Here is a 17407-nt window from a genome sequence, read left to right as displayed (position 1 = left end):
ACATTGTCCGGTGAACGAAACAATCCAGTGGAATGATTGGGAGGCGTTCTGCTGCGTGGTCGAGCAGGGGACGTTCACTGCCGCGGCGGAACAGCTCGACTGTCCCAAGTCGCGTGTCTCGGCCGCCGTGGCGCGGCTGGAAACCGCCATTGGCGCCAAGCTGCTGGAGCGCACTACGCGGCGCATGCGTCTCACGGATGCGGGCAAGGCGGTCTATCGCGATGTGGCCCCGCTGTTTGCGCGGCTGCGCGAGATCCGCCAGGAAACGCTGGCGCGCGAAGAGCGCGTGCAGGGCGTGCTGCGTATCGCCACGCCCTATGAATTCGGTGCCCAGCAACTGGGCGGCGTGATCTGCCGCACGCTGGCGGCGCATCCGGCGCTGGATGTCGCCGTGGAAATCACCCAGGGCCTGGTCGATCCGATCCGCGACGGGTTTGACGTGGCCTTTGTCGTGGTCGATACCGACCTGCCGGATTCCGGCACGGTGGCGCGCCGCATCTATCACGTCGAGCGCGGCCTCTTTGCCGCGCCGGCGCTGGCGGCCAGCCTGCCGGCGCAGTTGCGCCCGGAAGACCTGGCCAATATGCCGACGCTGACCACGCCCGGCGACACCGTCTGGGAATTCACCCGCGACGGCCAGACCGTGTCCGTGCCGATCCGCCCGCGCATGCAGACCCACAACGCCGAACTGCGCCTGCAAGGCGCGCTGGCCGGGCTGGGCATCGCCCGGCTGTCGGTCATTTATTGCGAGGCCGAGGTCGCGCAAGGGCGCCTGGTGCGCGTGCTGCCTGACTATCCGTTGCCGCCGCTGCGCGTGTTCGCGCTGCTGCCGGACCGGCGCCTGCAGCCGCGCAAGGTGCGCGCCTTCATGGAAGCGATCGAATCGATGATGGTGTCAGAGCTGGCGCCGCACGCGGGAGCCGGGACGGGGAGCGAGCCGGGACTGGGGACGGGAACGGATGCAGCCGCGACAGGGCTGGCGGAGGGAGAGGCCCGCCCGGCGGGTTGAGGGCGCTGGCGGGCTGCCACGGCCGGGGCCGGGGCAAGGGAAACGGCTGCGGATCAGGCGCCTTCGGTGAACGCGTCGCGGCGGCCGGTGACGTTGGCGCCATCGGTGTACGGGTCAGGCTTGCCAACGCGGGCACCGTCGGTGTACGGGTCAAACTTGCCGACGCGGGCGCCGTCCAGGAACGGATCGGCCTTGCCCACGTGGGCGATGCTGCCGTCGAGGCGGGCGATGTCGGAAGCGGGTGCAGAGGCGTGGGCGGCGGCGGCAAACGACAGGCCGACGGCGCACAACAGGGAAAGCGCCAGGCTGCGGTGTTGGGTGATGGTCTTCATGGTGTAGTCCTTCTTGGCAGGGAGCGTGGCGTGAGCGCCGCGTTGACCTGTAATGTAGGACTTCAGACTGGTCAGAAAAAGGGCCAATCCGCGAAACACTGTCCAGTCCGTTGGACAATATCCCGCGTGGCCCCTGCGCCGCGTGTCAGTAGTGCAGGCCAAACACGCTGGCGCCCAGCCGCGCGATCACCATCAGCAGGACCTGCGCAATCACGAACAGCACCAGCGGCGAGATATCGAAGCCGCCCAGGCGCGGCACCACGCGCTGGATCGGGCGCAGCACCGGCGCGGTCAGGTGGTCGACGGCCGGGGTGATCGGCGAATGCGGGTTGACCCACGACAGGATCGCCAGCAGCAGCGTGACCCACATCACCAGGCTGATGGCCCACTTCAGCACGTAGAGCACGGCGGTCAGCAGCATGGCGGGCAGGAAGCCAGGCAGGTCGAGGCCGCTGATCAGCGCGACCAGCGCCAGGAACACCACCGCGGTCAGCCAGGCGGCCACGATCGTGGCCCAGTCGATGCCGCCCACGCCCGGGATGACCCGGCGCAGCGGCCGCACCAGCCAGTCGGTGATCTGGAACACCCCCTGGGAGACCGCGTTGCGCGTCGGCAGCCGCGTGAGCTGCATCCACACGCGCAGCAGCAGCGCCATGCCGAACAGGGTAAAGACGGTATCCAGCAGGAAGAGAGCGATTTCCGAGAACATCGGTGCGTTTTCCGGTGACGGGTGAAGGTGTCTGCAACCGCACAGATTCTGCCATAGCCGGGCGCGCGCACGGCGCAAACCGGATTGCGCCGGCGCGGCCCCTATAATTGCGAGCGTTCCCGTTTGCGGCTTTGGCCGCCTGCCGGGGCTTGCGCGCTATCCGCGCGCCTTCTTTCCTTTTCGCGCTTTTCGCCCGCTTATGCCCAGCAAGTCCGCCTCGTCACGGAATTCCGCACCGCTTACCCAGGCCGACTTCGAGGCGCTGTCGGATTTCCGCTACCAGCTGCGCCGCTTCCTGCGGTTTTCTGAAGACGCGGCGCGCGAAGAAGGGCTGACTGTGCAGCAGTACCTGCTGCTGCTGCATATCCGCGGCTGTGCCGACAAGGACTGGGCCTCGATCGGCGAACTGGCCGAACGGCTGCAGGCCAAGCAGCACGGCGTGGTGGCGCTGGTCAACCGCTGCGAGGCGGCGGGGCTGGTCAAGCGCCGGCTCAACCCCGAGGATCGCCGCGTGGTGCAGGTGCACTTGCTGGCCAAGGGCGAGCGTTACCTGAACCGCCTGGCGATGCTGCACCGGACCGAGCTGGAATCGCTGCGCGGCGCGTTTCGTGTGGCCCGCATCACTCAGTTCAACGACGACGGCGCCGAGCGCGGCTGAACCCCGGCAGGCCGGCGGCGCGGCCGGTTACAGGCGGTTACCAATCACAAGCTCCGGTGACACCCGCTGGACGCCGGCAGCCCTAGACTCGCGCGCATTCCCCAACACGCGCAGCGCGCAGGAGTCCTGACATGTCTATCCCCCTTCGTTCGGTTGTGCTTGCGGTGCTTGGCGCCGGTGCGCTGGCCGGGTGTGCCACGCCGTATGGCTACGACAACGGCTATGGCGGAGGGTACGGCGGCAGCTACGGTGGTGGCTATAACAGCAGCGGCTACGGCGGCAGCACCACCGTCAGCGGCTACCCGGCACAGCAGGGCTACCCGCAGCAGGGCTACCCGCAGCAAGGGTATCCGCAACAGGGCTATCCGCAGCAAGGGTATCCGCAACAGGGTTACCCGCAGCAAGGCTATCCCCAGCAGGAATATCCGCAGTCTTCCTATCCGCAGCAGTCATACCAGGAAGGCAGCTACGGCAACAACTACGGCAACCAGGCCTACGGCGTGCGCTATGGCTGGGTCGAGTCGATCGAGGTGGTGGCCAGCCAGCCGCCTTCGACCAGCGGCGCGGGCGCCGTGGTCGGCGGCATCGTGGGCGGGTTGCTGGGCCACCAGGTCGGCGGCGGGCGCGGCAATACCGTGGCCACCATCGGCGGCGCCGTGGCCGGCGCGGTGGCTGGCAATGAGGTCGAGAAGCGCACCGGATCCTCGGCCGCGGCCTACCGCGTGCGCGTGCGCACCAGCGACAACGCCTACCTGACGCTGACGCAGCCCGACGCCTACCAGATGCGCATCGGCGACCGCGTCAAGGTCGAGAACGGCGTTGCCGTGCCGTACTGATTGCGTTAATCCGTGCCGAACAGCTGTGCGTAATCCTCGCGCAGCTGGCGCTTGAGCAGCTTGCCCGCCGTGTTGCGCGGCAGGTCCGCGACGAACACGATGCGCTTGGGCACCTTGAACGGTGCCAGCGCCTCGCGCGCATGGGCAATCAGCGCTTCCTCGGTAGTTTCCTCATGGCCGCGCTTGCGCACCACGCAGGCGGTCACCGCCTCGACCCACTTCGGGTGCGGCAGCGCAAAGACGGCCGCCTCGGCCACCGCGCCATGCGTGTACAGGCACTCTTCCACCTCGCGGCTCGATACCAGCACGCCGCCTGAGTTGATCACGTCCTTGATCCGGTCCACCACATACAGGTAGCCCTCGGCGTCCAGGTAGCCGAGGTCGCCGGAATGGAACCAGCCGCCGGCGAAGGCTTCGGCGGTCTGCTCCGGCTTGTCCCAGTACTGCGTCAGCAGCTGCGGCGAGCGGTGCACGATCTCGCCCAGCTCGCCCGGCGGCATGTCCTGCATGGTTTCGTCGACGATGCGGGTCTCGACGTTCAGCACCGGCCGGCCGGCGGATGCCGGGCGCTCGGCATGCTCGTCGGGTCCCAGCACCGTGGCCAGCGGCCCGATCTCGCTTTGCCCGTAGCAGTTGTAGAAGCGCAGCGCCGGCAGCTTCTGCTGCAACTCCAGCAGCACCGGCACCGGCATGATCGAGGCCCCGTAGTAGGCCTTGGTCAGCGACCCCAGCCGCGCCGGATCGAAGTCCGCATGGCGCAGCAGCGCGATCCACACCGTCGGCGGCGCAAAGAAGCTGGTGATGCCTTCGGCGTGGATGGTGCGCAGGCAATAGCCGGCTTCGGGGCTGTCGGCGATCAGGGTGGTGCCGCCGCACAGCAGCAGCGGCATCAGGAAGACATGCATCTGCGCCGAGTGATACAGCGGCAGCGCGGCCAGCGAGTCATCCGATGCGCGGATATCGCAGGCGGCGATGGTGCTCACGTATTCGGCCAGCAACGCGCGATGCGTGAGCACGGCGCCCTTGGGCGCGGAGGTTGTGCCCGAGGTGTAAAGGATTTGCGCGGGCGTGGCGTCGGTCAGCGTTTCGGACACCGGTGCCGCGGGGCCGTTGGCGGCGGCGGCGAGGACATCGTGCGCGTTGCCGCCATGCAGCGTGCCATTGACCTGGCAGGGCAGGCCGTCGACGCGATCGGCCAGTGCCGGATCGGCAAAGACCGCGCTGGCGCCCGATTGCGTGACGATGTACTCGGCCTCGGCTCGCGTCATCGAGAAATTGACCGGCACATGAATCAGGCCGCTGCGCAGGCAGGCCAGCCACAGCAGCACATAGGCGTCGGAGTTCTTGCCGAAGGCGGCCACGCGGTCGCCGGGGCGCAGGCCCCACTGCGCCAGCGCACCGGCCACGCGGGACGCGGCCTCATCGAGCTGGCGGTAGGTCCAGGCCCGTTCGCCGAAGCGGATCGCGGTCTTGCCCGGGCTGCGCCGCACGGCGCGGGCGATGGCGTCGGGGATGGTGTTGCGCAGGGCGCGCTGCTGCTCTGACTGCATGGTGGTCTCCATTGTTATGGTTTGGGGTCCAGCAAGTCTTGAAGCCAAGCGCCGAGGATAAAGGCTGCCGCCCGGCCATGGCAAGGCGGCGCCTCGGGGCGGGGTTACAGCGCTTCCGACAGGAACACCAGCGCACGCCCGTGCGCCAGCGCGGCACTGGGCTGGTTGTAGGAGCCGCGCGCCCAGCAGTTGAAGCCGTGGTCCGCGCCCTCGTAGACGAAGATCTCGCTGCCGGGTTTGCCGGCCATGGCGTCGCGCACGCCTTGCACAGCGTCGGGCGGGATATGCGCGTCGAGCGCGCCGTAGTGGAACTGCACCGGCACGCGGATGTTCGCGGCTTCCTGCAGCTGGTTCTGGATGCCGCCGCCGTAATACGGCACCGCGGCATCCACCAGCCCGCGCGCCGCGCTCAGGTACGACAGCAGGCCGCCGAAGCAGTAGCCCACCGCGGCCACCTTGCCGGCACCGGTGTGCTGGCGCAGCACCTGCACCGTGGCGGCGATATCGTCCAGCGCGGCCGGCACGTCCACCGCCTTGCGCAGCGCAAAGGCGCGCGCCATGTCATCGCCGTCGTAGCCCAGCTGCACGCGCGGGGCATGGCGCCAGAACAGATCCGGCGCCAGCACCGCGTAGCCGTCGGCGGCGTACTGGTCGGCCACGGCGCGGATATGCTCGTTCACGCCGAAGATCTCCTGCAGCAGAACGATGCCCGGCGCGCCGGACTTCACGCCTGCCGGCGGCAGGCTCAGGTAGGCATCGAAGCTGCCCGCGGCGGTGTCGACGCGGATCCACTGGCTGTCGGGAATGGCTGTCATTTGAAGGGCTCTCCGGAAAGGCATTGCACAGGAAACAGGCGGGTGCCGCGGCAGCATGCCGCAACGTCAACCCGCAAGTTTGCCACCGCGCGCCGCTTCATGCAGGACAGGACGCCCGGCCGCCGCGGCCGTCAGTATGCCCGCGACTGCCGGTAGCGCTTGTTCCAGTTGTCCGTGTAGGCCCTGACCACCGCGGCATCGCCGCGGATCAGCATGCCGTTCTCGGCATTGCGCTCCTGCGCCGACTTGGTGAAGTTGAACGATCCGGTGAAGACCGCCTGGTCGTCGAACACCATCACCTTGTTGTGCGCGATCGCGGGCTTGTTGTCGATCACCACCGGCACGCCGGCGTGCTTGAGGAAGGTGGCGCTGGTATAGCGTTCGGACTGCTGGCTCTTGTCCAGGATCACGCGCACGTCCACGCCGCGCCGGTGCGCCTGTGCCACCGCCTCGGCAATCGGTGCGCTGGTGAACGAATAGGCCTGGATCAGCAGGCGATGGCGCGTGCTGCGGATGGCATTGACCAGGAGCGCCTGGCAACTCGCGCCATCGGGCACGAAGCACAGCGTGTAGCCGCTGCCGTCGGCAAAGGCCTTGCTCGGCACCGGCTTCGCATCCGGCGGCTGCGCCGGCTGGGTCGGCTGTGCCGGTTTGCCCGTGCGCGTGGGGAAGTGATTGGCGACAGCCTCGTTGAAGGTCTCGCTGATGCTGTTGGCGATGGTTTCGGACACCTGGTCGAAGGTGGAAGCCGAACGGGCGTGCGCCGGCAGCACGAAGGGACTGAACGAGGTGAAGGCCGACACGGCGGCGGCCAGGCCCAGGCCCAGCACGGCCCGGCGAATGAATCGGTATGTCACGGCGGATCTTGGCGTCGGTGAATGACAGCATGCGCGCGCCGCGCGCCGCATGTTGTCGGGGCGGGTCCGCAGCGTAGCAGCCGCATACGCCACTGGCAAAGGGGGATTGTGTAACAGGATCCGCACGTGGCGGCACGCGGTGCAGCATCGGCATGTTGCCGCGCGATCCTTGGGCTAGCCGTGTCAGGCGCCTATGATGGATCTAACCCCCGCGGGTCCGCCCGCCAAGGAGAGGGATATGAGCAACCATACCTACAAGCTGGTCGAGATTGTCGGGTCTTCGCCCGATGGCTGCGATCAGGCCATTCAGAGTGCTATTGCCAAGGCTGGTGAAACCATCAAGAACATTGACTGGTTCGAGGTGGTGGAGACGCGGGGGCATATTACTAATGGGAAGATTGCGCATTATCAGGTTACGTTGAAGGTGGGGTTTAGGGTTGGTTGAGGGGTTGGCTTTTGGTGTGTTGGTCGGGTTTGATGTTGTCGTAGGTTTTACGGCCTGGTTCCGCCCTGCTGGGCGGGTCACTTTTTGTCCGAGCGACAAAAAGTAACCAAAAAACGCGTCGCCTCAGGCGGCTGGCCACCAATTCCTCGGCGATGGTAGTTCGAGCGGTGGTGATTTCCGGTCGATGGGGTAGGTGGCTCAGGCCTGCTACGCTCCCGGGATGTGCCTGGCGTCCACGGACTATTGGACGAACCCGACTTTAGGCGGTTGGCAGCCTTCTAACCAGGTTATCGGTAGGACGCCTACGGCTGCGCTGCGCGCACTCAGTATCGTAGGTCAGTTGCTCGGGCACGGAGTGCGTCGCTGCGCTCGCACGGCGTTGTCGCGGATGATGCCGGGCCAGAGGAAAAAATCAGGACGTGGCCGCTGGTTCTGCCACGTTAGGACGTGCGCGCAGCGCAGCCGAAGGCGTCCGACCGACGCCGTGGTTAGGAGGCTGCCAATAGCCTAAAGTCGGGTTCGTCCAATAGTCCGTTGATGTGGGCACAGACAGGGTGCGTAGCAGGGTCGAACCACCAACCCCATCGAACGGAAATCACCGCCGCCCGAACCACCCCCGCCGAGGAATGGATGGCCAGCCGCCTGAGGCGACGCGTTTTTGCCTACTTTTGTCGCTCGGACAAAAGTAGGTCGCCCCTTCAGGGGCGAAACCAGGGCCGTCGATCCATCGACAGACGTTAGCCGCAAGCCCGCAGGACAACTCAAACAACCAAAAAAAACGGCCGACGCAAACCTGCCGTCGGCCGGGGTACAGGGAAACCTTGTCAGCCCAACCGCAACCAGCTCAATCAAACTGGTACGAATAAACCATATTGATCCGCGGCGACCGATGACTCGCATTGGTCGGCTTGTCCCCCACCGGCTGCGCCACCGACAAATCCAGCGTGTAATAGCGCCGATCCGAGAAGCGTGCGCCGATGGCCACCGACGACAGGCTGCGGTGCGACAGCGACACGCTGTTGGAATACACGCGCGCCATATCGCCCGCCACATAGGGCTGGATCGTGCGCAGGTAAGTCGTGTCCGGCAGGAACAGCCGGCTGATTTCCGCCGAAGCGCCCCATCCCTTGTCGCCTGCCACTTCACCAGCGGGATAGCCCAGCCCGAAGAAGCGTCCGCCAAAGCTGATCTGCTCACCCGAGGCCAGCCGGTTGCCGCTGTACTGGCCGGCCGCGGCCACGGTCAGACCGAAGCCGGCGGGCAGGTCTTTTGATTGCGACAGCAGCAGCCGCGTGCGGAAGAAGGCCAGGTCGTTGGAATTGTTCTGGCGGCTGGCGCCCAGCGCATCGAAGCCCTTGTACAGGCCCAGCGTGGCGTTGCGGCTCACGCCTTCGCCGCGCTGCACGTAGGTCAGCTCCGTGGTGGCCACGCGCACACTGGTGCCGAGCGTGACGCGCGTGCCGGTGGCGGTATGGGTATAGCGCTCGAACTGGTCGGCGCCGTAGAAGCCGCCAGTCACTGTCAGGGAATGCGCGTTGGACAACAGCAGCGGATAGCTCAGCGTGCCGCCGATGCGCTTGGTGTCGTTGACGTAGCGGGGGTTGAACCCGATCGGCGCCAGCGTGGCGTTCTGCGGCACGCCGCGGTAGTGCGACGCATTGAGCCGCACGATCATGCCCTCGGTGCCGAGCGGCTGCGCGTAGCTCGCGGCGTAGTACTCCTCGCTGTCGCGGCCCTTGGGGAACAGTGCCGACACCGAGATCTGCTCGCCCAGCGGCGTCAGGCTGTTGGTGGTGGCGGTGGCGATGGCGCGCAGGCCCGGTGACATGTATTCGATGCCGGTGCCAAAGGTGAACGGCTTGCGCTTGACGTCCAGCACCATCTCGCAGGCGCCGTCGGTGGTGGTCGGCGGCTGCACCGTGGCCGCCACCTGCAGCCCCGGCTGCAGCGCCAGCGCATTGACGTAGTGCTCGAAGCGGTCCTGGCGCAGCGGACGGTCCTGCTGCAGCTTCTCGGCGATGGCACGCAGCCGGCCCTCTGCCGGGCCTGCCTTGCCGGTGACCGTCACCTTGGCCACATAGCCTTCGACCACGGTGATCAGCACATCCCCGTTGGCAAAATCCTGCGCCGGCACGAAGGCAAACGATAGCGGGTAGCCGCGGTCCTTGTACATCTGCGTCACCGTGTTGGCCGCTTCCAGCAGTTGCGCCACCGTGATCTCGCGGTTGGCCAGCGGCGTGAACTGCGCGGCCACCTCCTCGAACGGCAGCGTCTTGGCGCCCTCGATGCGAAAGCGCCGCGGCGTCAGGCGTGCGTTGAGCAAGTCCTGCATGGCCGACTGCGGCCGTTCGACCTGCACGGTCACGCGGCTGTCGGGCCGGGCCGGGGCAATCTTCGGGAGTGTCTGGGTCGGATCGCCCTGGACCGGGCTGCGCGGATCGGCCAGGACCAGGCCGTGATGGAACGCGCCGACGCCGACCAACAGCGCGGCAACGCGATGACGTGCACGCATGGCAATACCCCTGTAAGGAAACACTGCGGCTATTGACGTGGCGTGCCACTGGCGCGGGGATTGCCGCTACCCCCGGGCGCCTGCTGTCCGATGCTGCCGGCTCAGCGCGTGGCCGCTACGTTGAATCTGGAGTGCTCCGCTGCCCGCGATCTGGCGATCGCCAGGGCAGCGGTCAAGGCTGGATTACTTCTGGCCGAGCGCGCCGGTCAGCCCGCCGAGCAGGCCGCCAACCAGGCCACCAATCGGACCCGTGGCCGCGCCCTTCCCGGCCGAGCTGCCGGTGGCGGTCGTGGCCCCGCCGGTCACGGCGGAGACGACACTGGTGACGGGCGCCAGCGGGCTGGCGGTGCCAGTGCCGGCCGTGGCGCCGGTGACGCCGCCGACCACGCCATTCACCACGCCGCTGACCGCGGAGGTGACCGGCGCCAGCGGCGAACCGGTGCTGCCGCCGGTGGCACTGCCAAGGCCGCCGGTCACGCCGCTGACAAGGGAGGTGACCGGCGCCAGCGGCGTGTTGGCCGTGGCCGAGGTGAGGCCGCCGGTGACGGTGCCGACCAGGCTGGTGACAGGCGCCAGCGGCGAACCCGTGCCGCCAGCGCCTGTGCCGCCTCCCAGCCCCCCGGCCAGCGCAGTGACCGGTGCCAGTACCGGGCTCAGCGCGCCCAGGCCGCCGCCGCTGGCGGGGCCGTTCACCGCGCCGCCGAGCGAGGCCACGGTCGTGCCGGTGGCGTTCACCACGCCGCCGACGCCCGAGACCACCGGCGTATTGGCCTGTTGCAGCTTGCTGCCGGCCGTGGCCAGCGCGCCGCCTACGGTCGCCAGCAGGCTGTTGGCCGGGGTGCCCAGGCCCGTGGCCGCGCCAAGCGTCTGCGTGGCGCCGGTCAGCTGGGAGGTGATCGGCACGATCAGCTTGCTGGTGGTGATGGTGACTTGTTCGACCGCGCCGGTCGACAGCACCGAGGTCAGCGTTCCGCCGGTGTTGCTCACCGTGTTGCCGAGCGCATTCACCACCGTGCCCAGCGGCGACGTCAGCGGCGCCAGCGGGGCAAGCTGGCCGGTACCCAGGCCGCTGACCGCCGTGCCGGCGCTGGACACGGCCTTGCCGAGATCCGTCACCACATTGCCGGTGCTGGCTATCGTGGTGCCTGCCGGATTTTCCGAGTTCGGCATGCTGCCCAGGCCCGATTGCAGACCCGTCGCCAATGCCTTGATGGCATCGCCGGCGGAGCCTACGGCGTCGCCCAGGCCGGCTTGCGTCTGGGCCGGTACCAGCGGCAGGTTGCTGTTGCCGAGCTTGTCGCCAAGATCGCTGACGGTCTTGCCGGTACTGTCCAGCACCTTGCCAGTGTTGTTGATGACCTCGGCGGTTGGGGTCCGCGCGGTCGGCGTTTCGCCGCCGCCGGTATTGCCGCTCGTATTGCCGCCGTTGTTACCGCCGGTGCCGCCAGTGCCGCCAGTGCCGCCAGTGCCGCCAGTGCCACCAGTGCCGCCAGTGCCACCAGTGCCATTAGTACCGCCAGTGCCACTAGTACCGCCGCTGGCGACATCGGTGCCACCGGTACCAGCACTGGTGGTGCCGACAGTGCCTCCGCTCTTGGTGCCCGCCGTGTCGCTGGTGCCCAGGGAGGTCGATCCGCTGCCGCTGGCGCAGCCGCCCAGGGCCAGCAGGGTGGCGAGGAGTGCCGTTGCGGCGAGTTGTTGTTTGCGCATTGATCTGTTCCTTCATTCCCGTCGTTTAATCGCTCGGCCGCGCAACGCGTTCGTCTTCTGCGTGCTGCGGTGACGGCTATGGCGCAATCGGTATGCCAGCCAGTTGGAGCGCTACCGCACAGACCCCGCCGAAGTCGGGTATGCGGCTCGCAAAGCCTTTCGGGATGCGGGCCCCAGGGCCGCGACGGGAAATGCCATGGGCTGTGCCGGACGTGTGCGGCGAAGGCGGCGCAGCGTTACGCGTTACGTAACGCGTGTCGTGCGCAGGGAACAAAACGGCGAGAGCGATGGGTTGCGCGGACGGCCTTCCCAACATGCATGGCCCGCCGTGCCGCGACGTTCCGAAATCGATCGCAACAAGGCGGACTGCCGCCTCGTGTTCCCGTGCTCCGGGAACACGTTACGTAGCACGTAACACGTTTGTCCCCTGCCGCAACGCTGCCCGAGGCCTCTGCGCCGCGATTCCGTTTTGCCCTGCAACCCGCGCCACGCAAGGCATGCAACGCGCAACCCTGTCTGCGCGCCAGCGCACCTTGCGGTGCTGGCACGCGCCTTGCCATTCCTTGTCACGACGCGTCGACGATCTCGCGTTCCACCGTGCTGCCGTGCCTGTTCGTGGCGGTGAGCCGGAGAGCAAAGAGCGGGACGGCGGCGAGGCTCGTCTGCAATGCCATGCGGCGCACCCAAGCAAAGACAGGACGGCCCGGCAGCGCCCGGCCAACCAGACAGGAGAAGAACAATGAAGACCAGACATCCGGCGCAGCATTCCATGACCTCACTGGCCGCGGCCGGCGTGGCCGCCATTGCCTTGTTGATGGCTGGCTGCTCGTCGGGCGGTGGCGGCAGCGGCGCCAATCCGCAGCCCGCCGGCAGCGGGCCCGACCTTCCGGTCACGCCCCCGCCCCCCGCCACCGTGCAGAGCACGCCGACCGGCAAGGTCACCGAGAGCACGGGCAATTCCGTGGTGGCGACGGGCAACGCCGTCAGCGAGATCGGCAAGTCCATTCAGGACACGCCGCTGCCGCTGCTGCCCGCCGATGCGCGCCAGGGGGCCGGCGGGGTGGTGGTCAATGCAGGCGAAGCGGTCGGCGCGCTCGGCGCGGGCGTGCGCGACGGGCTGGGAAAGATGGGCTCGGTCGATAACCCGGTCGGTGTGACCGTATCCAGCACCGGCAACGTGGTCCGCGAAGCCGGCGACGCCGTGGTCAGCGGCGGCGCGCTGGTGCAGGGCCTGGGTACGGAGAAGCTGGCGCCGCTGGCACCGCTGACCACGCCGGTGGGCGGCCTGGTCAAGCAGGTGGGCGCCGCGGTACAGGGCGGCGGCGACAAGCTGCAAAGCGTGCTGGGCGATGGCGCCGTCGCGCAGGTTACCAACTCGCTCAGCAAAGTCATCGTGCCGCTGACCAGCAAGGCCACCGACGGCACGCAGATGCTGGGCGCCACCACGCGCGTGGGCGAGCCCACCAACGGGCTGCTGTACAACGTGGGCAATACGGTGGCCACCGGCGGCAGCATGCTCAGCAACACCCAGGCACCGGTGGTTTCGCCGCTGGGCGGCGTGGTGACCGAGGCCGGCAAGACCGTTGCGGCCGCGGGCGTGCTGCTGCAGGGCAACGGCCAGGCAGGCGGCAATCCCCTCGGCGGCCTGTTGAACAACGTGCCGCTGGCCAGCGCTGGTGTTGGCCAGGGCGCAGACAGCAGCCAGGGCGGCAATCCGCTGGCGGGCGTGCTGAGCAACCTGCCGCTGGCCAAGACTGGCGGAAGTGAGGGCAGTTCAGCGGGCGGCGGCGCGCTGGGCCCGGTCGGTGCACTGCTGGCGCCGGTGACGGGTCTGGTCGGCGGCATCAAGAGCGGCGTCGGCAGCACTACGGGTAGTGTCTCCGGCGGTGGCGACAGCAAGCCGCAACTGCCGATCCTCGGCGGGCTGCTGCACTGAAATGTCTCATCCCTGCTAGGTGTTTTCACGGTGCGCTGACGCTCATCACCCCGTCGCAGCGCATCTTTTTATTCCGCCTGGCTTTGCGGCTGCAATGCCCGCAAAGCCAGGCTGCAGGCCGGTTTCACGCCGGCCTGACGGCTCTTTAACAACCTGTGACCCGAGCGTGCCGGGTCGTTTCAAACGGGCGTTTTGACTCCTTTGGGTCATTGCTATCACTCGTAGGAGGGGTATGGTTGAGACATCGCATGTCTTATAAAAAAAGCGCAACAAGCGTGAATAGTCGATAAAAGAGCGGGCCATAGAGCACCGTGATAATCGAACGGGGGAAGCGTGATCGCGGCGTTAGATCACTTAGGGAGTGTCCAGGATCATGAAACGACTTATTGCACGCTTTATTAACGATGAGCGCGGGGCGACGGCTATTGAATATGGGCTGATCGTGGGACTCATTGCTTTGGCCGTCGCCGTGGGGGCCACCCAGCTCGGCAAAGATATCAGCGCAGGATTCGTTAGTCTCGGCTCCCAGGTCACTACTTGGCTCGCTCCCAAATCATAAGGCTGGCGTGATTGCCGCGCTCCTCTGCGCGGCGACCCTCTATACAGACTTCGCTCACCGGCGCGTTCCCAACGCTCTGCTGGCGGCTGCCGCCCTGGCTCTCGGGCTGGCGCTGCTCGCCGGACAGGCCACGGAACTGCCGCTGGCCCCGCGCCTGATCGGTGCGGGGCTGGGTCTTGCCGTCACCCTGCCGGCGTATGCCCTCGGGCGTATGGCGGCAGGCGACGTCAAGTTCCTGACGGTGGCGGGGCTGTTCACCGGCCCGCAAGGACTGGTGGTGGCATGGGTCGTCGGCAGCCTGCTCGGGCTGGTGCACGCGCTGCTGGCGCTGGCACTGGATCGTCGCGCGCCGGCCACAAGTCAGGCCATGGATCACCAGGAAAGCGGACCCATTCCAACGGCGCAGTTTTCACTGGCGCGCGGCATTCCGTATGCCGCGTACCTGGCCGCGGGGGTGCTGGCCTGGATGGCTGCTTGCCATTAGCCGGGCAGGCTAACGGCAAGCAGGCTGCGCCGCCGGTCGGCGCGAAAGAACACCAAAGGACCGGGGCTTCTGATGTTGCTGCATGCAAGGGTCAACAGGAGGATCAGCAGGCGCTGCAATGGTGCCGGCAGCGCTGCGATCGAGTTCGCGATCGTGGCGCCGGTGCTGCTCACCATCGTGATCGGCATCGTCTATTACGGTGTGGTGGTGGCGCTGCAGCAGGTGCTGACGCTGGCCGCCGAGGAAGGCGCGCGCGCCGCGCTGCGCTATCCCGCAGGCGTCTCCGGCTCAGGCCTCGCGGCCACCCAGGGGGCGCGCATCAGTGCGGCGGATGCGATGGCGCGCGGCACGCTTCCCACCTCCATCAGGAGTGCGCTGTCTCCCGGCAACGTTGCGCAGGCAGTGCCCTGCGTAACCGGCTCCACCGACGTCTGCATCCAGGTCACGCTGAACCTGCCCACCACCAACATCCTCCCCGCCGTGCCGATGGTCCCGGTCCCCGCGACGCTGTCCGGTTCGGCGATGGTCCAGCTTTCTCCCGATATCTGAGCCGCCATGCCTACGCAAAGGATTTCCGCATGACCAGCAAGCAGATCCGACTCCTGGCGGTGGTGCTGCTCGGCCTGGCCCTGCTGCTCGCAATGCTCGCGTGGCAGGTGGGGCGCCAGCCAGCCCGGGCGCCCGCGGCATCGAATGCCGCGAAGCCGCTGCATCCGGTGGTGGTGACCACGCGCGCGGTGGAAGCAGGCAAGCCGCTTGAGGCCGACGCGCTCAAGGTAGAAATGCTGCCGATCGACCCCGCCGGCGCCTACACCGAAGTGGCGCGCGTGACCGGGCAGGTACCGCTGGTGGCGCTGGGCGCCAACGTGCCGGTGCTCGAAAGCCAGCTGCTGTCCGGCCTGGCCACGCAGGTGCCGGAAGGCCAGCGCGCGGTGGCCGTGTCCGTCGATGAGGTCATCGGCGTCGGCAACCAGGTGCAGCCGGGCGACTATGTCGATGTCTTCCTGGTGCTGCGGCGCGACCAGCAGGAGATCCTCGAAAGCCAGGCGCGCATGCTGCTGTCGCGCCTGCGCGTGCTGGCCTACGGCGTCACCTCGGTCAACCGGCCGCAGAACACCAAGCCGGAACAAATGATGGTGCGCCAGGAGGGCGCCAAGACGGCGGTGCTCTCGGTGCCGCTGGAACAGGTCAGCCGCCTGGCCATGGCGCAGCATTCCGGGCGCCTGCTGCTGGCGCTGCGCAATCCGCAGGACGAAGCCATGCCCAGCGACGGCATGTTTGCCGAGCTCCCGCCGGCGTTGGCGCCGCGCGCCGGCGTTCCCGCCGACGCCCCGCGCGCGGCGCCCGACAAGGCCATGGCCGGCGTGGCGCTGACCGGCCTGGCCGCCGCCACCGGCACGCAGGCCCCGCGCGCGCCGGCGGCCGCGCCCGCGCCGCGGCCGCTGCAGGTTGCAACGCCGCCCGCGCCGGCACAGGCAAGACAAAGCGCAGGCGTGGAAGTGATCCGCGCGGGCAAGCGCGAGATCGAATAAGAACGTGGGCGCCTACCAAATGCAAATCCAGAGAACACAAGCCCATACCGTAGCCCTGCGCCGCCGCCTGATGCAGCTCGCGCTGGCCGCGATGCTGGCCACCGGCGCATGGTGCGCACTGGCGCCTCGCGCGCAGGCGCAGGACGCCGCGCCGGCACGCCAGCTGCGCCTGATGGCCGGCGCGCAAAAGGAAATCCGCAGCGCGCAGCCGGTGGAGCGCGTGGCCGTGGGCAACCCGGCGGTGGCCGATGCGCTGGTGCTGCGCACGCGCGGCACCCCCAGCGTGCTGCTGGTGGCAAAGCAACCCGGCGTGACCGACGTGATGGTGTGGACGCGCGGCGCCGAACCGCTGACCTACAGCGTGCAGGTCGATGCCGTCGCCCCCGATGCCGATGGCGCGAAGCTGGACTATTCCGCGGCCGGCGCCACTATCACCGGCCAGTCGCCCGATGCCTATGCCGCGGCGCGCGCGCACGCCGCCGCGCGCGCGGCCACCGCCGGCAAGGCCGACAGCAAGCCCGGCCTGGTGGTGGACCGCTCGACCGTGCCGCTCTCCGGCACCGTGCAGGTCGACGTCAAGGTGGTGGAGATCAGCAAGACCGTGCTCAAGGAAGTCGGCATCAATTTCTTCCGCAACAACTCCGGCTTTGCCTTCGGCACGTTCTCGCCGTCGACGCTGAACAAGTTCACCTTTACCCCCGGCAGCGGCGGCGCGCCGGGAAGTTTCAGTGCCGACATCTCGCAGCCGATGAGCAGTGCCTTCAACCTGGTCGCGGCGTCGCTGACGCACGGCATCTTCGCCAACATCAGCCTGCTGGAGGCCAACGGCCTGGCGCGCGTGCTGGCCGAGCCCAGCCTGGTGGCGCTGTCGGGCCAGAGCGCCAGCTTCCTGGCCGGCGGCGAGATCCCGATCCCGGTGCCGCAGGCGCTGGGCACGACCACGATCCAGTTCAAGCCGTTCGGCATCGGGCTGACCGTGTCGCCCACGGTGCTGTCGGCCGACCGCATCGCGCTGAAGGTGGCGCCGGAGGCTAGCGACCTCGATCCGTCGCGTGGCATATCGATCAATGGCGCGGTGGTGCCGGCCATCGTCACGCGGCGTGCCGACACCACGGTGGAGCTGGGCGACGGCGAGAGTTTTGTGATCGGCGGGCTGGTCAGCCGCAACACTGTCAGCAACGTCAACAAGGTGCCGGTGCTGGGCGACCTGCCGGTGATCGGCGCCTTCTTCAAGAACCTGAATTTCCACCAGGAAGACCGCGAGCTGATGATCGTCGTCACCCCGCGCCTGGTGAAGCCGATGGCAAGGAACTCGCCCGCGGCGCAGGCCGTCGGCGCGGACGGCCGTACCAACGCCAGTCCCAACGTGTGGGGCTGGTATGTGCTGGGCGAATACGCGGACCCGACTTTGCCGGGTTTCTCGAAATAGCCGCCGGCCATGCCGGCTGGCATGGCCAACAGCT

17 protein-coding genes are annotated in these 17407 nt (G+C 68.0%); 10 read left to right on the top strand and 7 right to left on the bottom strand.

Features of this window, described 5'->3' with window-relative positions:
* The first annotated feature begins 10 nt into the window (after positions 1-10).
* Complete coding sequence (locus ACZ5MJ_RS25280) at positions 11-1009, top strand: LysR family transcriptional regulator (RefSeq protein WP_464226428.1); 999 nt, start codon at positions 11-13, stop codon at positions 1007-1009.
* 53 nt (positions 1010-1062) lie between these two features.
* Here ACZ5MJ_RS25280 and ACZ5MJ_RS25275 read toward each other — a convergent pair whose 3' ends face one another.
* Together ACZ5MJ_RS25275 and ACZ5MJ_RS25270 are read right to left on the bottom strand one after the other, a co-directional pair.
* The gene (locus tag ACZ5MJ_RS25275; protein ID WP_464226426.1) at positions 1063-1341 is read right to left on the bottom strand and encodes a hypothetical protein; all 279 of its coding nucleotides are present in this window, start codon (positions 1339-1341) and stop codon (positions 1063-1065) included.
* A gap of 145 nt (positions 1342-1486) precedes the next feature.
* Positions 1487-2050 (bottom strand): YggT family protein, encoded by a 564-nt coding sequence (locus ACZ5MJ_RS25270; protein ID WP_464226425.1) that lies wholly within the window; start codon positions 2048-2050, stop codon positions 1487-1489.
* A gap of 199 nt (positions 2051-2249) precedes the next feature.
* Between ACZ5MJ_RS25270 and ACZ5MJ_RS25265 the strand changes: the two genes are divergently transcribed.
* Positions 2250-2708 carry a MarR family winged helix-turn-helix transcriptional regulator gene (locus tag ACZ5MJ_RS25265; protein ID WP_464226424.1) on the top strand — a complete coding sequence of 153 codons (459 nt, stop codon included), beginning with the start codon at positions 2250-2252 and terminating at the stop codon, positions 2706-2708.
* 131 nt (positions 2709-2839) lie between these two features.
* Positions 2840-3544 (top strand): glycine zipper 2TM domain-containing protein, encoded by a 705-nt coding sequence (locus ACZ5MJ_RS25260; protein WP_464226423.1) that lies wholly within the window; start codon positions 2840-2842, stop codon positions 3542-3544.
* A 5-nt stretch (positions 3545-3549) separates the two neighbouring features.
* On the opposite strand, the gene ACZ5MJ_RS25255 is transcribed toward ACZ5MJ_RS25260, so the two are convergent.
* The 3 genes from ACZ5MJ_RS25255 to ACZ5MJ_RS25245 all read right to left on the bottom strand — a co-directional run bounded on the left by ACZ5MJ_RS25255 (position 3550) and on the right by ACZ5MJ_RS25245 (position 6766).
* Positions 3550-5094: an acyl-CoA synthetase gene (locus tag ACZ5MJ_RS25255; RefSeq protein WP_464226422.1), complete on the bottom strand. Its 1545-nt coding sequence runs from the start codon at positions 5092-5094 to the stop codon at positions 3550-3552.
* A gap of 104 nt (positions 5095-5198) precedes the next feature.
* Positions 5199-5909 (bottom strand): dienelactone hydrolase family protein, encoded by a 711-nt coding sequence (locus tag ACZ5MJ_RS25250; RefSeq protein ID WP_464226421.1) that lies wholly within the window; start codon positions 5907-5909, stop codon positions 5199-5201.
* A 131-nt stretch (positions 5910-6040) separates the two neighbouring features.
* Positions 6041-6766: a phospholipase D family nuclease gene (locus ACZ5MJ_RS25245; protein ID WP_464226420.1), complete on the bottom strand. Its 726-nt coding sequence runs from the start codon at positions 6764-6766 to the stop codon at positions 6041-6043.
* Positions 6767-7004: 238 nt separating this feature from the next.
* Between ACZ5MJ_RS25245 and ACZ5MJ_RS25240 the strand changes: the two genes are divergently transcribed.
* Entirely contained in the window at positions 7005-7211 is a 207-nt protein-coding gene (locus tag ACZ5MJ_RS25240; protein WP_464226419.1) for a dodecin, read from the top strand.
* An 844-nt stretch (positions 7212-8055) separates the two neighbouring features.
* On the opposite strand, the gene ACZ5MJ_RS25235 is transcribed toward ACZ5MJ_RS25240, so the two are convergent.
* Together ACZ5MJ_RS25235 and ACZ5MJ_RS25230 are read right to left on the bottom strand one after the other, a co-directional pair.
* Positions 8056-9723 carry a ShlB/FhaC/HecB family hemolysin secretion/activation protein gene (locus ACZ5MJ_RS25235; protein ID WP_464226418.1) on the bottom strand — a complete coding sequence of 556 codons (1668 nt, stop codon included), beginning with the start codon at positions 9721-9723 and terminating at the stop codon, positions 8056-8058.
* A 183-nt stretch (positions 9724-9906) separates the two neighbouring features.
* Positions 9907-11433 (bottom strand): collagen-like triple helix repeat-containing protein, encoded by a 1527-nt coding sequence (locus ACZ5MJ_RS25230; protein WP_464226417.1) that lies wholly within the window; start codon positions 11431-11433, stop codon positions 9907-9909.
* A 739-nt stretch (positions 11434-12172) separates the two neighbouring features.
* Here ACZ5MJ_RS25230 and ACZ5MJ_RS25225 point away from each other — a divergent pair.
* The 6 genes from ACZ5MJ_RS25225 (at position 12173) to ACZ5MJ_RS25200 (ending at position 17373) form a co-directional block, all read left to right on the top strand.
* Complete coding sequence (locus tag ACZ5MJ_RS25225) at positions 12173-13369, top strand: collagen-like triple helix repeat-containing protein (RefSeq protein WP_464226416.1); 1197 nt, start codon at positions 12173-12175, stop codon at positions 13367-13369.
* Positions 13370-13742: 373 nt separating this feature from the next.
* A complete protein-coding gene (locus tag ACZ5MJ_RS25220) occupies positions 13743-13928 on the top strand; it encodes a Flp family type IVb pilin (RefSeq protein WP_464226415.1) in 186 nt (61 codons plus the stop codon).
* Positions 13929-13935: 7 nt separating this feature from the next.
* Entirely contained in the window at positions 13936-14412 is a 477-nt protein-coding gene (locus ACZ5MJ_RS25215) for an A24 family peptidase (RefSeq protein WP_464226414.1), read from the top strand.
* 72 nt (positions 14413-14484) lie between these two features.
* Positions 14485-14961, top strand: a complete 477-nt coding sequence (locus tag ACZ5MJ_RS25210) for a TadE family protein (protein WP_464226413.1) — start codon at positions 14485-14487, stop codon at positions 14959-14961.
* Between the two features lie 29 nt (positions 14962-14990).
* Entirely contained in the window at positions 14991-15944 is a 954-nt protein-coding gene (gene cpaB, locus ACZ5MJ_RS25205) for a Flp pilus assembly protein CpaB (protein WP_464226412.1), read from the top strand.
* A gap of 19 nt (positions 15945-15963) precedes the next feature.
* Positions 15964-17373, top strand: a complete 1410-nt coding sequence (locus tag ACZ5MJ_RS25200) for a type II and III secretion system protein family protein (RefSeq protein WP_464226411.1) — start codon at positions 15964-15966, stop codon at positions 17371-17373.
* Positions 17374-17407 lie beyond the last annotated feature (34 nt).

It is taken from the genome of Cupriavidus sp. LA-1 (assembly GCF_055385985.1).
This window is presented reverse-complemented; position numbering and strand designations above follow the sequence as displayed.